Here is a 17746-nt window from a genome sequence, read left to right as displayed (position 1 = left end):
TCCCGTAGTCCCTTACTCACGGGCCCGGGCCCTGAAGCCGCGCTTCCGAAGCCCCGCCCTGCAGTCCAGGCCTGCCCTCTCGGGCAGGCCTGGACTGCTCCGCGCCCGCATCGCGAAACACGGTCGACGGACGGCCGGAGCCGGTGGTGGGATGCGCACCATGACCGAATCGCACATCCGCACCGCCGTACCGGCCGACCTCGACGCCGTTCTCGCCTTCTGGAAGATCGCCGCCGAGGGCACCAGCATCAGTGACGACCGTGACGGGATCGAGCGGCTCGTCGCCCGCGACCCCGAGGCCCTGCTGCTCGCCGAGCGCGACGGCGAGCTCGCCGGCACGGTGATCGCCGGCTTCGACGGCTGGCGCTGCCACCTCTACCGGCTCGCCGTGCACCCGGACCACCGCCGCCGGGGCGTGGGCGGCGCGTTGCTCGCCGCCGCGGAGGAACGTTTCGTTCGGCTGGGTGGCCGACGCGCCGACGCGATGGTGCTCGACCGCAACGAGCTCGGGCGACACGCCTGGCGGGCGGCGGCGTACGACCCCCAGGAGCAGTGGACCCGCTGGGTGAAGCCGCTGCCGACCACCCCTCCCCGGTGAGAACGGCTTTGCCCCTCCTTTACCATGGGTACCTCCATTCCCTGCACGATCGAAAGGTGTGAGCGTCCGCCCATGGGCGAGCCTCCCAGTACCAAGCGAGCGATACCTCTGTCCGTGACTGATCATGGAACGGAGGTGAACCGATGATCGAAGTGCTTCTGCTCGTGGTGGCGCTGCTGCTCTCGCTCGCGTGCGGCGCCTTCGTGGCGGCCGAGTTCTCGCTCACCACGGTCGAACGCTCCGAGCTCGAGAAGGCCGTCGAGCGGGGAGAGCGCGGTGCCTCCAGCGCCCTCAAGGCCGTCAAGTCGCTGACCTTCCAGCTCTCCGGCGCCCAGCTCGGCATCACCGTCACCAACCTGATCGTCGGCATGCTGGCCGAGCCGTCGGTCGCCAAGCTGATCCGCGGCCCCGTCGAGGCCCTCGGCCTCTCCCCCGCGGTCGCCTCCTCCGTCGCCCTGGTCCTCGGCACCGCCCTGTCGACCATCGTCCTGATGGTCGTCGGTGAGCTGGTCCCCAAGAACTGGGCGATCTCGTCGCCGCTGGCGATCGCGAAGCGGGTGGCGACCCCCATGCGGGTCTTCACCGCCGCCTTCAAGCCGCTGATCAGCCATCTCAACAACACCGCGAACCGGATCCTGCGGCGGCTCGGCATGGAGCCGACCGAGGAGCTGGGCTCCGCCCGTTCCCCGCAGGAGCTGGTGGCGCTGGCCCGCCACTCCGCCAAGCAGGGCGCGCTGGAGGCGGACACCGCGGAACTGTTCGTACGGACCCTCAACCTGGCGGAGCTGACCGCGGAGAACGTGATGACCCCGCGCGTGCAGGTCACGGCGCTCGAAGTGCAGGCCACCGCGGAGGACGTCGCCAACGCGACCCGCGCGACCGGCCTGTCCCGGTTCCCCGTCTACCGCGGCAGCCTCGACTCCGTCGTCGGCATCGCCCACGTCAAGGACGTCCTGGCCATACCGGCCGACGAGCGGCGGCGCCGGCGCATCGGTGACATGCTGCGCCAGCCGTTGCTGGTCCCGGAGACGCTCACCGTGGACCGGCTCCTCGACCGGCTCTCCGGCAAGCAGACCATGGCCGTCGTCATCGACGAGTACGGCGGCACGGCCGGTGTCGTCACGCTCGAGGACATCGTCGAGGAGGTCGTCGGCGAGGTGCGCGACGAGCACGACCCGCACGAGACCCCCGACCTGGCGCGGGCCGGTGTCGACGCGGACGGGCGCGAGCTCTGGTCCGCCGACGGCGCCGCGCGTACCGACCAGCTGGAGGCGATCGGCCTGCGCGTGCCGGACGGACCGTACGAGACGCTGGCGGGCGTCATCGCCAACGAGCTGGGCCGGATCCCGTCGGTCGGTGACCGGGTGGAGCTGGCCGGCTGGCTGCTGGACGTGGTGGACGCCTCCGGGCGCCGGGCCGCGCGGGTGCTGATGCACGTGCCGCCCCTCGAAGAGTCCGGCACGACCCCGGAGGCCGGCCGATGACCGCGATCCAGTTGCTGATCGGCGCGCTGACCCTGGTCGTGAACGCCTTCTTCGTCGGCGCGGAGTTCGCCCTGATCTCCGTACGCCGCAGCCAGATCGAACCCGAGGCCGAGGCGGGCAACCGGAGGGCGCGCAGCGTCATCTGGGGTCTGGAACACGTCTCGGCGCTGCTCGCCGCGGCGCAGCTCGGCATCACGCTGTGCACCCTGGTGCTCGGCATCGTCGCCGAGCCGGCCATCGCGCACCTGCTCGAGCCGGTCTTCGACGCGGTCGGCGTCCCGCACGGTCTGGTGCACCCGATCTCGTTCGTGATCGCGCTCGCCGTGGCGACGTACCTGCACATGCTGCTGGGCGAGATGGTCCCCAAGAACATCGCGCTCGCCGAGCCGACCCGCTCGGCGCTGCTGCTCGGCCCGCCGCTGGTCGCGCTCGCGCGGGCGCTGCGGCCGGTGATCTTCTCGATCAACGCCTTCGCCAACGCGCTGCTGAAGCTGTTGCGGGTGGAGGTCAAGGACGAGGTCTCGGCCACGTTCTCGGACGACGAGCTGGCGCGGATGGTGACCGACGCGGGTGTCGCCGGTCTGCTCGACGACCGTGCGGCGGAACGGCTGCACGACGCCCTGGAGCTGGGGCGCCGGCCGGTCCGGGACGTCGTCATGCCGGTGGAGAAGGTCGTGTACGCGGCGGTCGGGACGACGCCCGAGCAGCTGGAGGCGCTCGCCGCCGACTCGGGCTTCTCACGCTTCCCCGTGGTCGACGCGGGGAAGCGGATCCTGGGCTACCTCCACGTGAAGGACGCCCTGGACGTGACGCCGAGGGACCTGCCCTTCCCGGTCTCGGCGATGCGCCCGATCGCCCGGGTCCGGGCGGCGACGCCGATGGACGACGTGCTGACGGCGATGCGCCGCAGCCGTACGCACCTGGCGGCGGTCCTGGACGAGGACGGCAAGCTGGCCGGCCTGGTCACGATGGAGGACGTGCTGCGGGAGCTGGTCGGCCGGCCGACGGCTCCGTAGGACACCGCGGGAACAGGAGCCCCGGGGCGCGTCGCGCGCCCCGGGGCTCCGTCCTGCCTCCGGCGGAACACGCGCATACCGCACGGTATGATCGCTCTCGCCATGGAGATGAATGCCACCTACACAAGTCTGGTCGCCGTCGGGGACAGCTTCACCGAAGGCATGTCGGACCGACTGCCCGACGGGACGTACCGGGGGTGGGCCGACCTCCTCGCGGCCCGCCTCGCCGCCCGGACCCCCGACTTCCGCTACGCGAACCTCGCCGTACGAGGCAAGCTCATCGGCCAGATCGTCGAGGAGCAGGTGGACGTGGCCGCCGCGATGAAGGCGGACGTGGTGACCCTCGTCGGCGGCCTGAACGACACCCTGCGGCCCAAGGTCGACATGGGGCGTGTACGGGGCCTGCTGACCGAGGCCGTGGAGAAGCTGGCGCCGTCCTGCGGGCAGCTGGTCCTGATGCGCAGCCCGGGCCGCAACGGGCCCGTGATGCAGCGCTTCCGTCCCCGCATGGAGGAGCTCTTCGGGTACGTCGACGAGCTCGCCGCGCGCCATGGCGCCCTGGTGGTCGACCTCTACGGGGCACCCGCGCTCGGCGACCCGCGCATGTGGGACGTCGACCGGCTCCACCTCACCGACGAGGGGCACCGGCGGGTGGCCGAGGCCGTATGGCAGGCCCTCGGCCTGGCCGCCGAGGACGACTGGCGGACGCCACTGCCGCCGGCCCTGCCCCCGGGCTGGATGACCCGTCGCCTCGGGGACGCGCGGTTCGCGCGGGAGCACCTCGGCCCGTGGATAGGCCGCCGCCTCACCGGCCGCTCCTCGGGCGACGGCCGCCCGGCGAAGCGACCGGACCTGCTCCCCTACGAACCGGCCACGGCGCACGAGCCGGACACGACGAGCGAGCCGGCGCCGCACGAGCCGGACACGCCGCCCGGCAGGAGTCCCCGGCGGCCCTGAGGGTTCAGGAGCTGATGGGGACGGTGCCGAGCGGCTCGCTGGTGGGCTGGAGCGAGCCGCCGGGCGGCTCGACCGTGATCCCGACGGCCACCGCGTCGCCGAGCGGGCCTTCGAGGACGCGCGCCGAGCGGTCGCCGACGCCCGGCAGCAGACCGGCCGCGCGCAGATCGCCCGTCGGCTCTGCGTACCAGAGCTCGTAGACCTTGCCCCCGGTCAGCGCCGGGAGACCCTGGGCCGTGAAGACGGCCTCGGACTGACGGCGGGAGACGACGACCGCCGCCGTCGCTCCGTCGCTCAGCTCGCCGGTGTGGATCGTGGCGTCGGGCGCGGTCAGCACGTCGGTGATCGCGTCCTGGGCCTGCCGGGCCTCCTGCTGCGTCTGTGCGGCCCGTGCGCGCGCGTCGTCGGCCTGCGAGTGCTGCCACGCGGCGACCCCGCCGAGCCCGGCCGCCACCACGATGCTCGCCGCCAGCGCGAAGCGCAGTCCGCGTGCGGTGAGCGACGGCCCGTCGGCGCCGGGGCGCCTCCGCTCCTGACGCGTACGGGCGGCGGCGTCGAGGACGCGCGTGCGCAGCCCGGGCGGCAGGGGGGCGGTCTCGACGGCGGCGAGCCGGGCCGTGGTCGCCTCGAACTCGGCGACGTCCCTGCGGCACTCCTCGCAGCCGGCCAGATGGTTCAGGAAGGCTGCCTCCTCCGCCGGCGTGAGCGCGTGCAGGACGTACGCGGCGGCGTCGAGGTGGGGATCCTCCGGCTGTGTCATGAGCCGGCCTCCAGACATCGGCGGAGCTGCTCGAGGCCGTTGCGCATACGGGACTTCACCGTGCCTTCCGGCGTCGACAACGATCGGGCGACCTCGACGTACGTCATGCCCTGGTAGTAGGCCAGCACGAGCGGGACCCGCTGGAGGCGTGCCAGGGACGCGAGGCAGCGGCGGACCCGGCGCCGTTCGTCGTGGCCCTCGACGGTCTCCGTCACCTGGTCGAAGGCCCGGTCCGCGGCCAGCACGCCGGCCCGCTGTTCGCGCTCGGTGCTCGCCTGGGCGCTGCGCACCCGGTCCACCGCCCGCCGGTGCGCGAGGGTGAGGACCCACGCCTTGGCCGATCCGCGTTCGGGACGGAACCGGTCGGCCGTCCGCCAGACCTCGATCATGACGTCCTGCGTCACCTCCTCGGCCTGGGCGGCGTCCCTCAGGATCCGGCACGCGAGCCCCATGACCGCTTGGGCCAGCGCGTCGTAGATGCCGGCGAACGCCTCCTCGTCACCTTCCGCGGTCCGGGCCATGAGTGCTTCGACAGGCTCCGCCGGCTCGGATTCGTGCCGCACTGGCTGCTCCCCATCGTGCCTGTGGTCGTCCTGCCCTCGGTGCGGCAAACCGGCCTGCCGCCGGACGTCACCCATCCCTCGACTCTGCCGCTTGTGGTACGCGATCGCCGGATGGGGGTGGCGACCGGGTGACCGGACGCGGCCTCGTGACGTCACGGCGGTGCGTCTCGCGAGTCGGCGGTGTCGGGGGCCAGGGTCAGCGTGACGTGCACGGTCTTGCCGCCGAGACGTGGCACGACCGTGATCCGGCCGCCCAGACTGCGCATGATCTCCAGGCCGAAGCCGCCCCGGTGGTCCCCGCCGTCCCGGCGGCGCAGATCCGGGATCTCCTCGCTGTGATCGGTCACGGCGAGGTCCACGGAGGCACTGTGGGCGGTCAGGGTGAGCACACACGGTCCGTCGGTGTGGCGGACGGCGTTGGTGACCAGTTCGGACACGATCACGATCACGTCCGGAGTCCGGGCGCCTCGGCCCACGGACTCCAGCCATCGGGCCGTGATGCGACGGGCGGCGGCAGGACTGTGCAGGTCGCGGGGGAGAGCCGCGACGTGGCGTGTCGTGGTGGGTGGTGGCGCAATGGTGGTCATGCCCGCTCACTCCCTCGGGGCGCGAGGCCTGTGCACAGGGGATTCGTAGCCGGACCGACCGCGGATGTGCGGCGCTGCGCCGTCTCCGCGAGATTCTTCCCGCTGTCGTCGTCCGTCGGCTCCTCGTCGAGATTCTTCGCGCTGTCGTCATCCGGCGGCTCGACGGCACCGAATCACTCGTGTCCGTGCACCGCTGTCAACCAATTCGAGGGAGGTGTGTCCGATGACCGCATCCATGCGCGCCCGCCGTCTGGTGGCCGGCGCCGCCGCGACGGGGCTGCTGGCCGGTGGCGCCGCGCTCGGCATGTCCGGCACCGCCACGGCGGCTCCGGCGCCCACGTCGGTCGCGACCGTCGTCACGGGTGACCATCACGATCGCCACGAACGGTGCGAGTGGAAGAAGGGCCACTGGGAGAAGAAGTGGGTGAAGGGCCACTGGGAGAAGAAGGTGACCCATCACAAGACCTGGCACAAGGGCCATCACGACAAGCACGGCAAGTGGCACAAGGGCTACTGGGAGCACGAGCGGCACTTCAAGTGGGTCTACGTCCCCGCCCATTGGGACCACTACTGGGTGAAGGGCCACTGGGACTGCCGGCACCGCTGACCGCACGGTCGGCACCGACAGCGTCCGAGGACCGGGCCGTCCGGCGGCCCGGTCCTCACCGTGCGCGCCCGTGACGGGCGTCTCGTAGCAAGAGACGAAGACGGCCGTGGCGCTGGCCTGCAGAAACCGCCAGTAGAATCTGTCCACGTGACTGCTGTGACTGCGAAGCCCCGTATCCCCAACGTCCTGGCCGGCCGCTACGCCTCCGCGGAGCTCGCCGTCCTCTGGTCCCCCGAGCAGAAGGTGAAGCTGGAGCGTCAGCTGTGGCTCGCCGTGCTGCGTGCTCAGAAGGACCTCGGGATCGAGGTTCCGGACGCCGCCCTCGCCGACTACGAGCGTGTGCTCGACCAGGTCGACCTCGGCTCCATCGCCGAGCGCGAGAAGGTCACCCGGCACGACGTGAAGGCCCGGATCGAGGAGTTCAACGCCCTCGCCGGTCACGAGCACGTCCACAAGGGCATGACGTCGCGCGACCTCACCGAGAACGTCGAGCAGCTGCAGATCCGCCTCTCGCTCGAGCTGATGCGGGACCGCACGGTCGCCGTCCTCGCCCGGCTCGGCAAGCTGTCCGGCGAGTACGCCGAGCTCGTCATGGCCGGCCGCTCGCACAACGTCGCAGCCCAGGCCACCACCCTCGGCAAGCGTTTCGCCACGGCCGCCGACGAGCTGCTCGTCGCCTTCGGCCGACTGGAGGAGCTGATCGCCCGCTACCCGCTGCGGGGCATCAAGGGTCCGGTCGGCACCGCACAGGACATGCTGGACCTGCTCGGCGGCGACGCGGCCAAGCTGGCCGACCTGGAGCAGCGCATCGCCGGTCACCTCGGCTTCGCGCACGCCTTCACCTCCGTCGGCCAGGTCTACCCGCGCTCGCTCGACTACGACGTCGTCACGGGCCTCGTGCAGCTGGCCGCCGCGCCCTCGTCGGTCGCCAAGACGATCCGTCTGATGGCCGGTCACGAGCTGGTGACCGAGGGCTTCAAGCCCGGACAGGTCGGCTCGTCCGCGATGCCGCACAAGATGAACACCCGCTCGTGCGAGCGTGTCAACGGCCTCATGGTCATCCTGCGCGGCTACGCCTCGATGACCGGCGAGCTGGCGGGCGACCAGTGGAACGAGGGCGACGTGTCGTGCTCGGTGGTCCGCCGGGTCGCGCTGCCGGACGCGTTCTTCGCCCTGGACGGCCTGCTGGAGACCTTCCTGACCGTCCTCGACGAGTTCGGTGCGTTCCCCGCGGTCGTGGCGCGCGAGCTCGACCGGTACCTGCCGTTCCTGGCGACCACCAAGGTCCTGATGGGCGCCGTCCGGGCCGGCGTCGGCCGCGAGCTGGCCCACGAGGCCATCAAGGAGAACGCCGTCGCCTCCGCGCTCGCCATGCGCGAGCAGGGTGCCGAGCGCAACGAGCTCCTCGACAAGCTGGCCGCCGACGAGCGGATCCCGCTGGACCGCGCGCAGCTCGACGCCCTGATGGCGGACAAGTTGTCGTTCACGGGTGCCGCCGCCGACCAGGTCGCCGTCGTGGTCTCCCGTATCGAGGAGATCGTCAAGCAGCACCCGGAGGCCGCCGCTTACACCCCCGGGTCGATCCTCTGACCCGGTTCACCCCGCAGGAGCTCCAGGCCGCCCGCGACCGCGTCATCCCCGACGTGGTGGCGGGCGGCCTTTCGGTCCTCTTCTGCGGGATCAATCCGGGACTGATGTCGGCGGCGACGGGCCATCACTTCGCGCGCCCGGGCAATCGCTTCTGGCCCGTGCTCGCACGGTCCGGCTTCACGCCCCGGCTGCTGAAGCCGTCGGAGCAGGAGGAGCTGCTCGCCTACGGTCTCGGCATCACGAACGTGGTGGCGCGGGCGACCGCGCGGGCCGACGAGCTGAGCGCCGAGGAGTTCCTGGAGGGCGGCCGGCTGCTGACCGGGCGGGTCGAGCTCCGGCGTCCCCGCTGGCTGGCGGTGGTCGGCATCACGGCGTACCGGACGGCGTTCGGCGAGAAGCGCGCGGTCGTCGGGGAGCAGGAGCGGACGATGGGGGAGACCCGGATCTGGGTCCTGCCCAATCCGAGCGGGCTGAACGCGCACTGGACGGTGGACTCGATGGCGGAGGAGTTCGGGCGGCTGCGCGAGGCGGCGGGCGTACCGGACCGGCGGCCGGATGTCACGGCGGATCCACCTCCGTGACGCAGGCGAGGAGTGCGTGGCCGTCCTCGCCCCGGCGCGTGAGTCCGAGCACGATCCAGCGGGTGTCCACCCGCCAGAGCTGGATGTCGGGCACGGAGGCGCAGATCAGCGCCCAGGGCCGGGGTATGTCCTCGCCCGCTCCGGCGCGGGCGAGCAGGGAGTGGAGGCTGACCAGCTGAGGCGGGCCCCAGCGGGTCTCCAGGAGCAGGGCGAGAGCTTCCCGTTCGGCCTCCGCCTGCTCCTCGGTGGGCTCGGCGACGGCTAACTCGGTGAGGTGGTAGCCCTCTTCGGGGAAGGCGCGGGCGCGCAGCAGATCGAGGACGGCGAGATGCCGGGCGAGCGTCATGGGTTCAGTAAACCGCGCTGCTCTGACAGCCGATGATCCGTCAGGAGCCCCGTTCGCCACAGTGGGGTGCGGGTGGACCTCGCCGCACCACGGTCCATTGAGTAACATCCGGCAGACATGCGCACGAGCTGGGAGGACACACGGTGGGGCGGCTGACCGGCGGGGATCCGTCGCTGCTGCGGCGGATCAATTCCGCGGTGGTACTCCATGCTCTGCGGGGCGCCGACGCGCTCACGCTCACGGACCTGACGCGGATCACCGGGTTGTCCCGGCCGACCGTCGAGGGCGTCGTCGAAGGGCTCATCGTCGGAGGTCTGGTCGTCGAGGCGGCGGCCGAGGAGGGCGAGGCGAGGCGGCAGGGCCGACCTGCCCGGAGATTCCGCTTCCGGGCGGAGGCGGGGCATCTGCTGGGCATCGAGATCGGCCCGCACCGGGTCGCCGCGCTGCTCTCGGGTCTGGACGGCCGGATCATCGGCGCGGGGTCCCGTGACGTCTCGGAGACGGCTCCGGAGGACGAGCGCCTGGAGCGGGTCCGTACGGTCGTGGCCGACGTGCTGCGCAGGGCGGGCGTCGCACGGTCGAACCTGCGGGCGGTCGGCGTCGGCACTCCCGGGATCGTCGAGGCGGACGGCACGGTGCGGCTCGGTACGGCGCTGCCCGGCTGGACGGGCCTGGCGCTCGGGGAGCGGCTGCGGCGGTCGTTCAAGTGCCCGGTCCTCGTGGAGAACGACGCCAACGCGGCCGCGGTCGCGGAGCACTGGAAGGGCGCGGCGACCGACTCCGACGACATCGTCTTCGTCCTGGCCGGGCTGAGCCCGGGCGCGGGTTCGCTGATCGGCGGGCGGCTGCACCGGGGCTACGGCGGCGCGGCGGGCGAGATCGGCGCGCTGCACCTGCTGGGCCGGGGCGTCACGCCCGAGCATCTGCTCTCCACCACGGACGAGCCGCTGCATCCGCTGGACGAACAGGCGGTGGCCGAGGTCTTCGCGCTCGCCCGCGGGGGCGACGCCCGCGCGGAGGCGGCGGTGGAGCGCTTCACCCAGCGTCTGGTCCACGACGTGGCGGCGCTGGTCCTCGCGCTGGACCCGGAACTGGTCGTGATCGGCGGCTGGGCGGCCGGCCTGGACGGCGTCCTGCAGCCGCTGCGCGACGAACTGGCCCGCTTCTGCCTCCGCCCGCCGCGTGTGGTGCTGTCGATGCTGGGCGAGGCGGCGGTGGGCACGGGCGCGCTGCGGCTGGCGCTCGACCACGTGGAGGAGCAGCTCTTCGCGGTGGAGGGTACGGCGACGGCCCGCCGCTAGCGCGACGGGCCGAGGCTTCTTCCGGACACCAGTGGGCGAGGCGTCAGGACGCCATCACCAGGTCGCCCGAGTCGCCGAAGGTGAGGCGGCAGGTGTCGGCGCGGTAGGTGGCCACCGAGACCGCGGCCGTGCGGCCTTCGGAGAGGTAGCGGGTGGTGACGACGAGGACCGGGGCGCCGGGGAGGCGGTCCAGTTCCTTGGCGTCGTCCGCGCGGGCCGAGCCGAGCTCGACGGCACGGTCCTGTCCGTCCAGGGCGAGACGCTGGAGTTCGCGCAGGACGACACGGGCGCGGGCGGGGCCGGCCGGGGCGTCGATCGCGGTCAGGTCGGGGACCGAGGAGGACGGGACGTACAGGAGCTCGGCCGCGACGGGCTGGCCGTGCGTGACGCGCAGCCGGCGCACGACGTGCAGCTGCTCGTCGGGGGCGAGGTCCAGGAGCTTGGCGACGGCCGCGGGGGCCGTGTCACGGGCGGAGTCCACGGACTGCCAGGTCTCTTCGCCGACACCGGGCCAGACGTGCTGCGTGGTGGAGACGTCGACGCCCACGCGCGGCGGTGCGACGGTCGTCCCGACCCCGCGGCGGCGCTGCAGGCGGCCCTCCAGTTCGAGCTGCTCCAGTGCCTGGCGGAGCGTGGCCCGGGCGACGCCGAAACGCGCGGCCAGCTCACGCTCGTTGGGCAGGATCTCGCCGACCGCGAAGTCGGAGTCGAGAGCCTCGCCGATCACGGTCTTGAGGTGCCAGTACTTCGGCTCCGGAGCCGATTCCAGCTGCGTGGTCCCCACCCTGATCCTCCGCAATTCGCCGTGTCCCGCGGCGGTTTTCCGCGCCCTTGTTTATTAAAGGTTCCTGCACTAACTCTGCGACCATAAGGCGGCGCACCTACTTGGTCAAGACCAATCGTGACCCGGATGCCCCCCATTGCGGCCCTCTGGCGTAGATCGTTCACAGGACGTTCGCACCGATGTGTGCCCTGCGCAGCAAAGTGCCCCGCCTCCGGGGAGAAGGCGGGGCAGAAGGGACGGGCGTCGGGGAGCCGTCGGCGACGGAGCAGGTCAGCCGGGGTCGACGGCGGACAGCTTCTCGGGGTTGCGCACGATGTAGACGCACTGGATGCGCCCGTCACGTACCTCGATCTGGAAGACCGAGTCGGGCTTGCCGTCGGCGAGGGCCAGCAGCCCGGGCGCTCCGTTGAACTCGACGAAGCGGAACTCGAAGGCCGCCTCGGCGCCCTGGGCGACGGCGATGAGGAAGCGGCCGACCTTGTCCGCGCTGTCGATGACCCGCAGGGGCGCCTTCGCCTTGCCGCCGCTGTCGCCGACGAGCCGGGCGTCCGGCGCGAGCAGGGCCAGGAGCTGTTCCAGGTCGCCGCCTGCCGCCGCGGCGAGGAAACGCTCGGTGAGGTCGCGGCGTTCGGCCGGGTCGACGTCGTAGCGGGGCCTGCCCTCGTCGACGTGGCGGCGGGCGCGGCCGGCGAGCTGGCGGACGGCGGCCTCGGAGCGGTCGAGCGCGGTGGCGATCTCCCCGTACGGGAAGCCGAACGCCTCGCGGAGGACGAAGACCGCGCGCTCCAGCGGCGAGAGGGATTCGAGGACGACGAGGACGGCGAGGGAGACGGAGTCGGCGAGCATCGCGCGCTCGGCGGTGTCGGGGACGGCCGGACCGAAGTCGGTGACGACGGGTTCGGGGAGCCAGGGCCCCACGTAGGACTCGCGCCGGGCCTGCACCTGGCGGAGCCGGTCGAGGGCCAGCCGGGTGGTGATCCGGACGAGATAGGCGCGCGGTTCGCGGACGTCGTCGCGGTCCGCGGAGGACCAGCGCAGCCAAGCCTCCTGGACCACGTCCTCGGCGTCGGCGGCGCGGCCGAGCATCCGGTAGGCCACCCCGAGGAGGATCGGCCGGTGCTCTTGGAAGACGTCGGTCAGCGTTTCGGTCACCACTCCCCCATCCCAGCCGACGTGCCGCGCCCTGTCCAGTTCCGTCCGCACTCTTGAACTCGTATCTACCGAGCGGTAATTCTTGCTGACAGGGTGTCTAAGTCAAGGAGCAGGCGAATGTCCGCACAGATCTCGTTCACGGTCCGGACCCCGGCGGGGCCACGCACGGTCTCGGTGGCGTACGAGCGCAGGGGCGCGGGCGAGCCGCTCCTGCTGCTGCACGGCATCGGGCACCACTGGCAGGCGTGGGAGCCGGTGCTCGACATCCTCGCCGCCGAGCGGGACGTCGTGGCCGTGGACCTGCCGGGCTTCGGCACCTCCCCCGCGCTGCCCGACGGCTGCGCGTACGACCTGTCGACCGTGGTCCCGGTCCTGGGCGCCTTCTGCGAGGCGCTCGGTGTCGAGCGGCCGCATGTCGCGGGCAACTCGCTGGGCGGGCTGCTCGCCCTCGAACTCGGCCGGGAGAAGCTCGTGCGCTCGGTCACCGCGCTCTCCCCGGCCGGATTCTGGTCGGAGAGCGAACGGCGGTACGCCTTCGGGACACTGCGCGCGATGCGGGCGGCCGCGCTGTCGATGCCGGTGCCGCTGATCGAGCGGCTCTCGCGCAGCGCCGCCGGACGGACGGCCCTGACGAGCACCATCTACGCCCGCCCGGGGCGCCGTTCACCCGAGGCGGTGGTCGCCGAGACGCTCGCGCTGCGGGAGGCCACCGGCTTCCGTAAGACCCTGGAGGCCGGCCGGACCGTGATGTTCGGCGACGACGTCACCGAGGTTCCCGTGACCGTCGCCTGGGGCACCCAGGACCGGCTGCTGCTGCGCCGGCAGGGCGTCCGGGCCAAGCAGACCGTCCCGGGGGCGCGGCTCGTCCGGCTGCCCGGCTGCGGGCACGTTCCCATGAGCGACGACCCGGCTCTCGTCGCCCGGGTGATCCTGGACGGCAGCCGCTGACCCGTTCCGGCGGCTGAGGAGCCCGGTCCCGAGGGCCGCTCCGGCGCCGACGAGGAGCCCGCCGGCGGCCTGCGGGACGCCGAAGCCGCCGGTCGCGACGAGCGCCGCGGTCCCTGCCGCGGCGACCGGGATGGCGCCGGTGAAGAGGGTCGCGCGCTCCATGCCGAGCCGCTGGACGCCCATGTAGAACAGGACGAACCCGACGACCGTGGCCAGGACGGCCTGCCACATCAGAGCGCCCGTCTCCACGGCCGTCGGATTCCGCAGGAACGCGCCGCCGTCCACGACCAGCCCGAGCAGCGCCGACTCGACGGCGGCGATCCCGCAGACGGCCGCGGTCAGGAGCTTCGGCCCGAGCGGACGGAGCACCGGTACGGCGAGGACGGTGAACCCCACTTCGCCCGCCAGCGCTCCCGCGGAGTAGCAGAGGCCTGCCAGGTCGGTGCGGCCCCAGCCCTGGACGGTGAAGGCCCCGGCGGCCACCAGGAGCGCGCCGTGGAGGACCGGCCGGCTCGGCCTGCGCCCCTCCAGGAGGGGGACGACCACGGCCACGACGATCGGGGCACAGCCCACCAGGACGCCGGGCACGGCCGGTTCGGCGGTGCGTTCCGCGGCGAGGACCGCGAGGTTGAAGCCGACCATGCCGACGGCGGCGAGCACGGCGAGCCGGCACCATCCGCGGACACCGAGTCCCCGCAACGGCGCGAGCCCGCGGGGACCGAGCAGGGGCAGCAGCAGAAGGCAGGCGGCACCGTAGCGCAGAGCCTGGCCCCCCGCGTACGGATAGTCGCCCAGAAGGCTGTTGGCGGTGAAGGAGGCACCCACGAGGGCATAGGCGACGGTCACGAGGAGGGCTCCTCGCAGGGAGTTCGCGTTCATGCCCCCGACGCTAGAAAGCGGACCGGCCCGGTTTAAGGACCACTTCCCCCTCGCCGTCGGGGACCACTTCGCGCATCGCGGTCGAAGAGGGAGGAGGTGGGGCAGTGGGGCGGCGGAGGTGACGGCCGCGATGAAGGTACTCTCCACCGCGTTGTGCCGCGCCGGGTGACGACGGCCGCGCGACCACAGCCGACGGGCCGCGGGGGCGGCACGGACACCGCGATCAGGGGGACTTCTCGTATGCGGCCCACACCGGCCTGGGAACTGCTGCTCCCGGCGGCCGCCGCACCGGCGAGGCGGCGCGGCCGGGCGCTTCAGGAAGCGCTGCGGGAGGCGGTCCGCACCGGGCGGCTGGCGCCCGGGACGCGGCTCCCATCGAGCCGCGAACTGGCCGCCGACCTCGGCGTCTCGCGCGGCCTGGTGACGGAGGCGTACGAGCAGCTGACCGCCGAGGGTTACCTGCGCAGCGACCGGGGCGCGGGCACCTGGGTCGGAGAGGCGGTGCGGGCGGCCACGGACCGGGCGGGCCGGGACCGGGCGGGACGAGGCGGGGCGGGGGCGGTACGGGACCGGGCGGTACGGGACGCGGCGCCGCGCCCGCCGGGCGTGCGGATCGACTTCCGCCCCGGCACCCCCGACCTCTCGCTCTTCCCCCGCGCGGCCTGGGCGTCGGCCCAGCGCTCGGTGCTGTCCGCGCTGCCCCACCGGGCGCTCGGCTACCCCGACCCGCGCGGGCTGCCGGAGCTGCGGACGGCGCTCGCCGGGATGCTGGCCCGGCGGCGCGGCACGGTGGCCGATCCGGAACGCCTGGTGGTCTGCTCGGGTGTCGCCCAGGCGTCGACGCTGCTCGGCTTCGTGCTGCGGGCGCGGGGGCTGCGGACCGTCGGGATCGAGGACCCCGGCAGTCCGGAGCACGGGCGGCTTTTCGCCTCCACCGGCCTGGACACGGTGTGGCTGCCGGTGGACGACGAGGGGCTGCTGCCCGGTCCGCTCACCGCCTCGGGGGTGCGGGCCGTGGTGGCGACGCCGTCCCACCAGTTCCCGACCGGCATCGCGTACTCGGCTGCGCGCCGTGCCGCGCTGCTCGACTGGGCGCGGTCGGTGGACGGGTACGTGCTGGAGGACGACTACGACGGGGACTTCCGCTACGACCGGGCTCCGGTGGGCGCCCTCCAGGGCCTCGATCCGGAGCGGGTCGTCTACGCCGGGTCGGTGAGCAAGTCCCTGGCCCCTGGGCTGCGGCTCGGCTGGATGCTCGTACCGCCCGGGCTGCTCGCCGAGGTCGTGGAACGCAAGCGGACGATGGACCTCGGGAATCCGGCCCTGGACCAGGCGCTGCTGGCCGAGTTCGTGACGCGCGGGGCGTACGACCGGCAGCTGCGCCGCTGCCAGCGGGCGTACCGGGAGCGGCGGGACGCCCTGCTGGCGGCGCTCGCGGAGTCCTTTCCGGGCACCTCCGTGCGTGGCATCGCGGCCGGTCTGCACATCATCGCGCGCGTGCCGGAGCGATACGGCCCCACGGCGCGCTTCGTGGAGCGCTCGGCGCGGGCGGGGGTGGCTCTGCGCCCCCTGGAGGAGTTCGGCACGGCGCGCCCGACGGACGGCGCGGTCCGGCTGGTCCTCGGCTACGCCCATCTGACGCCGTCCGAGATCGGCCGAGGCGTGCGCCTGGCGGCGGAGGCGTGCGGCGCGGCATCCGGGGCCGGGGCCGATCCCGGGGCCGGGGCCGGGGCCGGGGCCGGGGCCGATCCCGGGGTCGGGGCCGGGGCCGGGGCCGCCGGGGCCACGGGTGCTGTCCGGACGGCCGAGGACCCGTCTGGCCCGAACGGGGGGTGACTCCGGGGTGTTCACCCCGGGTTCGCGTACGCGCCGCCCCTGACCGTTAGGCATGGGGCGACGCAACGCACCTGCTCCGTACCGCACTTGGAGGCGCTCCGATGTCCAGCTCCGTCCCCGAAGGACCGTCCCCCGCCCGTCGCAGCGTGCTGCGCGGCTCGCTCGCCGCGTCGGCGGCCCTCACCCTCGGCGGGGCCGCGGCCGCCCCGGCGCTGGCGCTCTCGGGGCGGCCGCGGGCCGCGTGGGGGGTGCAGACGGGCGATGTCACCGCCTCCTCGGGGCTGGTCTGGGTCCGTTCGGACCGCCCCGCCCGGATGATCGTGGAGACGTCGTCGAGCGAGTCGTTCCGCCGTACGCACCGCCATGTCGGTCCCCTGCTGGGAACGGGCAGCGACTTCACCGGGACGACGGCGCTGCGCGGGCTGCCCGCGGGCGAGCAGATCCACTACCGGGTCACCCTCGCGGACCCGGACGACCCGCGCCGTACCGGCGAACCGGTCGTCGGCACGTTCCGCACCGCCCCGGCACGGCGGCGCGACGGGGTGCGTTTCCTCTGGTCGGGCGACATCGCCGGACAGGGCTGGGGCATCAACCCGGACATCGGCGGATTCCGCGCCTACGAGGAGATGCGCCGGCTGAACCCCGACTTCTTCCTGTGCAGCGGCGACACGGTCTACGCCGACGGCCCCGTCCAGCCGGCCGTGACACTGCCCGACGGCCGGATCTGGCGGAACGTCACGACGCCGGAGAAGTCGAAGGTCGCCGAGACCCTGGCCGAGTACCGCGGCAACTTCCGCTACAACCTGCTCGACCACAACGTGCGTGCGTTCAACGCGCAGGTGCCCTCCATCGTGCAGTGGGACGACCACGAGGTCCGCAACAACTGGTACCCCGGCCAGATCCTGGACGACGCCCGCTACACGGAGAAGCACGTGGACGTCCTCGCGGCCCGCGCCTCCCGCGCGTTCGCCGAGTACTTCCCGGTCTCCACGCTCCACGCGCGCGGTGGCGGCGTCGAGGGCCGGATGCACCGGGTGGTGCGGTACGGGCCGCTGCTGGACGTCTTCGTCCTGGACATGCGCTCGTACCGGAACGCCAACTCCCCCGGCCGGCAGGCGGACGACACGACGGGCATCCTCGGCGCGGAGCAGCTGGCCTGGCTCAAGCGGGAGCTGGGCCGCTCCCGAGCGGTGTGGAAGGTGCTCGCCGCCGACATGCCGCTGGGGCTCGTCGTCCCCGACGGTTCGGCGAACTTCGAGGCGATCGCCCAGGGCGATCCGGGCGCCCCGCTCGGCCGTGAGCTGCAGATCGCGGAGCTGCTCCGGTTCATCAAGCACCGCCGGATCACCGGCACGCTGTGGCTGACCGCGGACGTGCACTACACCTCCGCTCAGCACTACGCGCCGGAACGCGCGTCGTTCCAGGACTTCGCGCCGTTCTGGGAGTTCGTCTCCGGGCCGCTGGCCGCGGGCGGCTTCCCGGCCAACGTGCTGGACGGCACCTTCGGGCCCGAGCGGGTCTTCGTACGGGCCCCGGAGCGGGCGAACGTGTCGCCGATGGAGTCGCCGCAGTACTTCGGCGAGGTCGACATCGACGGTGGCAGCGGGGAGTTGACGGTCCGGCTGCGCGCGGAGGGCGGGACGGTCCTGTTCAGCAAGGTCCTGCAGCCGGGACGCGTCGGGCAGTAGGACAGCGCAGTAGGGCAGCGGGGAGGCCGGGCCGGGCCGGGAGCGAGGCCCGGGAGGGCCTTCCGGGAC

At 73.1% G+C, this 17746-nt stretch carries 17 protein-coding genes and 1 pseudogene; 11 read left to right on the top strand and 7 right to left on the bottom strand.

Annotated features, from left to right (window positions below; all coding sequences use genetic code 11):
- Window positions 1–109: 109 nt before the first annotated feature.
- The 4 genes from ACFVGW_RS20380 to ACFVGW_RS20365 all read left to right on the top strand — a co-directional run bounded on the left by ACFVGW_RS20380 (window position 110) and on the right by ACFVGW_RS20365 (window position 4055).
- Entirely contained in the window at window positions 110–598 is a 489-nt protein-coding gene (locus ACFVGW_RS20380; RefSeq protein ID WP_385853121.1) for a GNAT family N-acetyltransferase, read from the top strand.
- Window positions 599–741: 143 nt separating this feature from the next.
- Window positions 742–2082: a hemolysin family protein gene (locus ACFVGW_RS20375; protein ID WP_352189454.1), complete on the top strand. Its 1341-nt coding sequence runs from the start codon at window positions 742–744 to the stop codon at window positions 2080–2082.
- Entirely contained in the window at window positions 2079–3098 is a 1020-nt protein-coding gene (locus ACFVGW_RS20370; RefSeq protein ID WP_383226885.1) for a hemolysin family protein, read from the top strand. Before ACFVGW_RS20375 ends, ACFVGW_RS20370 begins: the two co-directional genes overlap by 4 nt.
- Window positions 3099–3200: 102 nt before the next feature.
- Window positions 3201–4055 (top strand): SGNH/GDSL hydrolase family protein, encoded by an 855-nt coding sequence (locus ACFVGW_RS20365; RefSeq protein ID WP_385853120.1) that lies wholly within the window; start codon window positions 3201–3203, stop codon window positions 4053–4055.
- A gap of 4 nt (window positions 4056–4059) precedes the next feature.
- On the opposite strand, the gene ACFVGW_RS20360 is transcribed toward ACFVGW_RS20365, so the two are convergent.
- From ACFVGW_RS20360 to ACFVGW_RS20350, 3 genes are all read right to left on the bottom strand, one after another.
- Complete coding sequence (locus ACFVGW_RS20360) at window positions 4060–4815, bottom strand: anti-sigma factor domain-containing protein (RefSeq protein WP_385852960.1); 756 nt, start codon at window positions 4813–4815, stop codon at window positions 4060–4062.
- The gene (sigK, locus tag ACFVGW_RS20355; protein WP_385852959.1) at window positions 4812–5453 is read right to left on the bottom strand and encodes an ECF RNA polymerase sigma factor SigK; all 642 of its coding nucleotides are present in this window, start codon (window positions 5451–5453) and stop codon (window positions 4812–4814) included. Before sigK ends, ACFVGW_RS20360 begins: the two co-directional genes overlap by 4 nt.
- A gap of 77 nt (window positions 5454–5530) precedes the next feature.
- Window positions 5531–5965, bottom strand: a complete 435-nt coding sequence (locus ACFVGW_RS20350) for an ATP-binding protein (RefSeq protein WP_385852958.1) — start codon at window positions 5963–5965, stop codon at window positions 5531–5533.
- 223 nt (window positions 5966–6188) lie between these two features.
- Here ACFVGW_RS20350 and ACFVGW_RS20345 point away from each other — a divergent pair, with 223 nt between their 5' ends.
- From ACFVGW_RS20345 to mug, 3 genes are all read left to right on the top strand, one after another.
- Complete coding sequence (locus ACFVGW_RS20345; protein WP_383226877.1) at window positions 6189–6572, top strand: hypothetical protein; 384 nt, start codon at window positions 6189–6191, stop codon at window positions 6570–6572.
- Window positions 6573–6719: 147 nt separating this feature from the next.
- Window positions 6720–8162, top strand: a complete 1443-nt coding sequence (gene purB / locus ACFVGW_RS20340; protein ID WP_385852957.1) for an adenylosuccinate lyase — start codon at window positions 6720–6722, stop codon at window positions 8160–8162.
- Window positions 8159–8743, top strand: coding sequence for a G/U mismatch-specific DNA glycosylase (mug, locus tag ACFVGW_RS20335; RefSeq protein ID WP_385853119.1), 585 nt, complete (start codon window positions 8159–8161; stop codon window positions 8741–8743). The genes purB and mug overlap by 4 nt, the downstream gene beginning before the upstream one ends.
- On the opposite strand, the gene ACFVGW_RS20330 is transcribed toward mug, so the two are convergent.
- The gene (locus tag ACFVGW_RS20330; RefSeq protein ID WP_385852956.1) at window positions 8721–9089 is read right to left on the bottom strand and encodes a hypothetical protein; all 369 of its coding nucleotides are present in this window, start codon (window positions 9087–9089) and stop codon (window positions 8721–8723) included. The genes mug and ACFVGW_RS20330 overlap by 23 nt on opposite strands.
- 143 nt (window positions 9090–9232) lie before the next feature.
- Here ACFVGW_RS20330 and ACFVGW_RS20325 point away from each other — a divergent pair, with 143 nt between their 5' ends.
- Entirely contained in the window at window positions 9233–10390 is a 1158-nt protein-coding gene (locus ACFVGW_RS20325; RefSeq protein ID WP_352189462.1) for an ROK family transcriptional regulator, read from the top strand.
- Window positions 10391–10433: 43 nt separating this feature from the next.
- Here the strand turns inward: ACFVGW_RS20325 and ACFVGW_RS20320 are convergent, their stop codons facing one another.
- Together ACFVGW_RS20320 and ACFVGW_RS20315 are read right to left on the bottom strand one after the other, a co-directional pair.
- On the bottom strand, window positions 10434–11174 hold the full coding sequence (locus tag ACFVGW_RS20320; protein WP_385852955.1) for a GntR family transcriptional regulator: 741 nt from the start codon (window positions 11172–11174) through the stop codon (window positions 10434–10436).
- Between the two features lie 270 nt (window positions 11175–11444).
- Window positions 11445–12329 carry an RNA polymerase sigma-70 factor gene (locus tag ACFVGW_RS20315; protein WP_352189464.1) on the bottom strand — a complete coding sequence of 295 codons (885 nt, stop codon included), beginning with the start codon at window positions 12327–12329 and terminating at the stop codon, window positions 11445–11447.
- 114 nt (window positions 12330–12443) lie between these two features.
- Between ACFVGW_RS20315 and ACFVGW_RS20310 the strand changes: the two genes are divergently transcribed.
- Window positions 12444–13274 carry an alpha/beta fold hydrolase gene (locus tag ACFVGW_RS20310; RefSeq protein ID WP_385852954.1) on the top strand — a complete coding sequence of 277 codons (831 nt, stop codon included), beginning with the start codon at window positions 12444–12446 and terminating at the stop codon, window positions 13272–13274.
- Window positions 13275–13748: 474 nt separating this feature from the next.
- On the opposite strand, the pseudogene ACFVGW_RS20305 reads toward ACFVGW_RS20310, so the two are convergent.
- A pseudogene (locus ACFVGW_RS20305) lies at window positions 13749–14153 on the bottom strand (EamA family transporter); the annotation flags it as partial.
- A gap of 240 nt (window positions 14154–14393) precedes the next feature.
- On the opposite strand from ACFVGW_RS20305, the gene ACFVGW_RS20300 reads away from it, so the two are divergent.
- Window positions 14394–15989 (top strand): PLP-dependent aminotransferase family protein, encoded by a 1596-nt coding sequence (locus ACFVGW_RS20300; RefSeq protein WP_385852953.1) that lies wholly within the window; start codon window positions 14394–14396, stop codon window positions 15987–15989.
- A 101-nt stretch (window positions 15990–16090) separates the two neighbouring features.
- Complete coding sequence (locus tag ACFVGW_RS20295) at window positions 16091–17677, top strand: alkaline phosphatase D family protein (RefSeq protein WP_385852952.1); 1587 nt, start codon at window positions 16091–16093, stop codon at window positions 17675–17677.
- The last annotated feature ends 69 nt before the right edge of the window (window positions 17678–17746 follow it).

Origin of the sequence: Streptomyces sp. NPDC127129 (genome assembly GCF_042671585.1) — a bacterium.
Lineage (GTDB): Bacteria > Actinomycetota > Actinomycetes > Streptomycetales > Streptomycetaceae > Streptomyces.
This window is presented reverse-complemented; position numbering and strand designations above follow the sequence as displayed.

Coding starts and splice junctions, on each gene's coding strand:
- ACFVGW_RS20360 (WP_385852960.1), bottom strand. CDS start 4,815: ATGACACAGCCGGAGGATCCCCACCTCGACGCCGCCGCGTACGTCCTG.
- ACFVGW_RS20310 (WP_385852954.1), top strand. CDS start 12,444: ATGTCCGCACAGATCTCGTTCACGGTCCGGACCCCGGCGGGGCCACGC.
- ACFVGW_RS20330 (WP_385852956.1), bottom strand. CDS start 9,089: ATGACGCTCGCCCGGCATCTCGCCGTCCTCGATCTGCTGCGCGCCCGC.
- ACFVGW_RS20370 (WP_383226885.1), top strand. CDS start 2,079: ATGACCGCGATCCAGTTGCTGATCGGCGCGCTGACCCTGGTCGTGAAC.
- ACFVGW_RS20295 (WP_385852952.1), top strand. CDS start 16,091: ATGTCCAGCTCCGTCCCCGAAGGACCGTCCCCCGCCCGTCGCAGCGTG.
- sigK (WP_385852959.1), bottom strand. CDS start 5,453: ATGGGTGACGTCCGGCGGCAGGCCGGTTTGCCGCACCGAGGGCAGGAC.
- ACFVGW_RS20350 (WP_385852958.1), bottom strand. CDS start 5,965: ATGACCACCATTGCGCCACCACCCACCACGACACGCCACGTCGCGGCT.
- ACFVGW_RS20300 (WP_385852953.1), top strand. CDS start 14,394: ATGCGGCCCACACCGGCCTGGGAACTGCTGCTCCCGGCGGCCGCCGCA.
- ACFVGW_RS20375 (WP_352189454.1), top strand. CDS start 742: ATGATCGAAGTGCTTCTGCTCGTGGTGGCGCTGCTGCTCTCGCTCGCG.
- ACFVGW_RS20365 (WP_385853120.1), top strand. CDS start 3,201: ATGGAGATGAATGCCACCTACACAAGTCTGGTCGCCGTCGGGGACAGC.
- ACFVGW_RS20345 (WP_383226877.1), top strand. CDS start 6,189: ATGACCGCATCCATGCGCGCCCGCCGTCTGGTGGCCGGCGCCGCCGCG.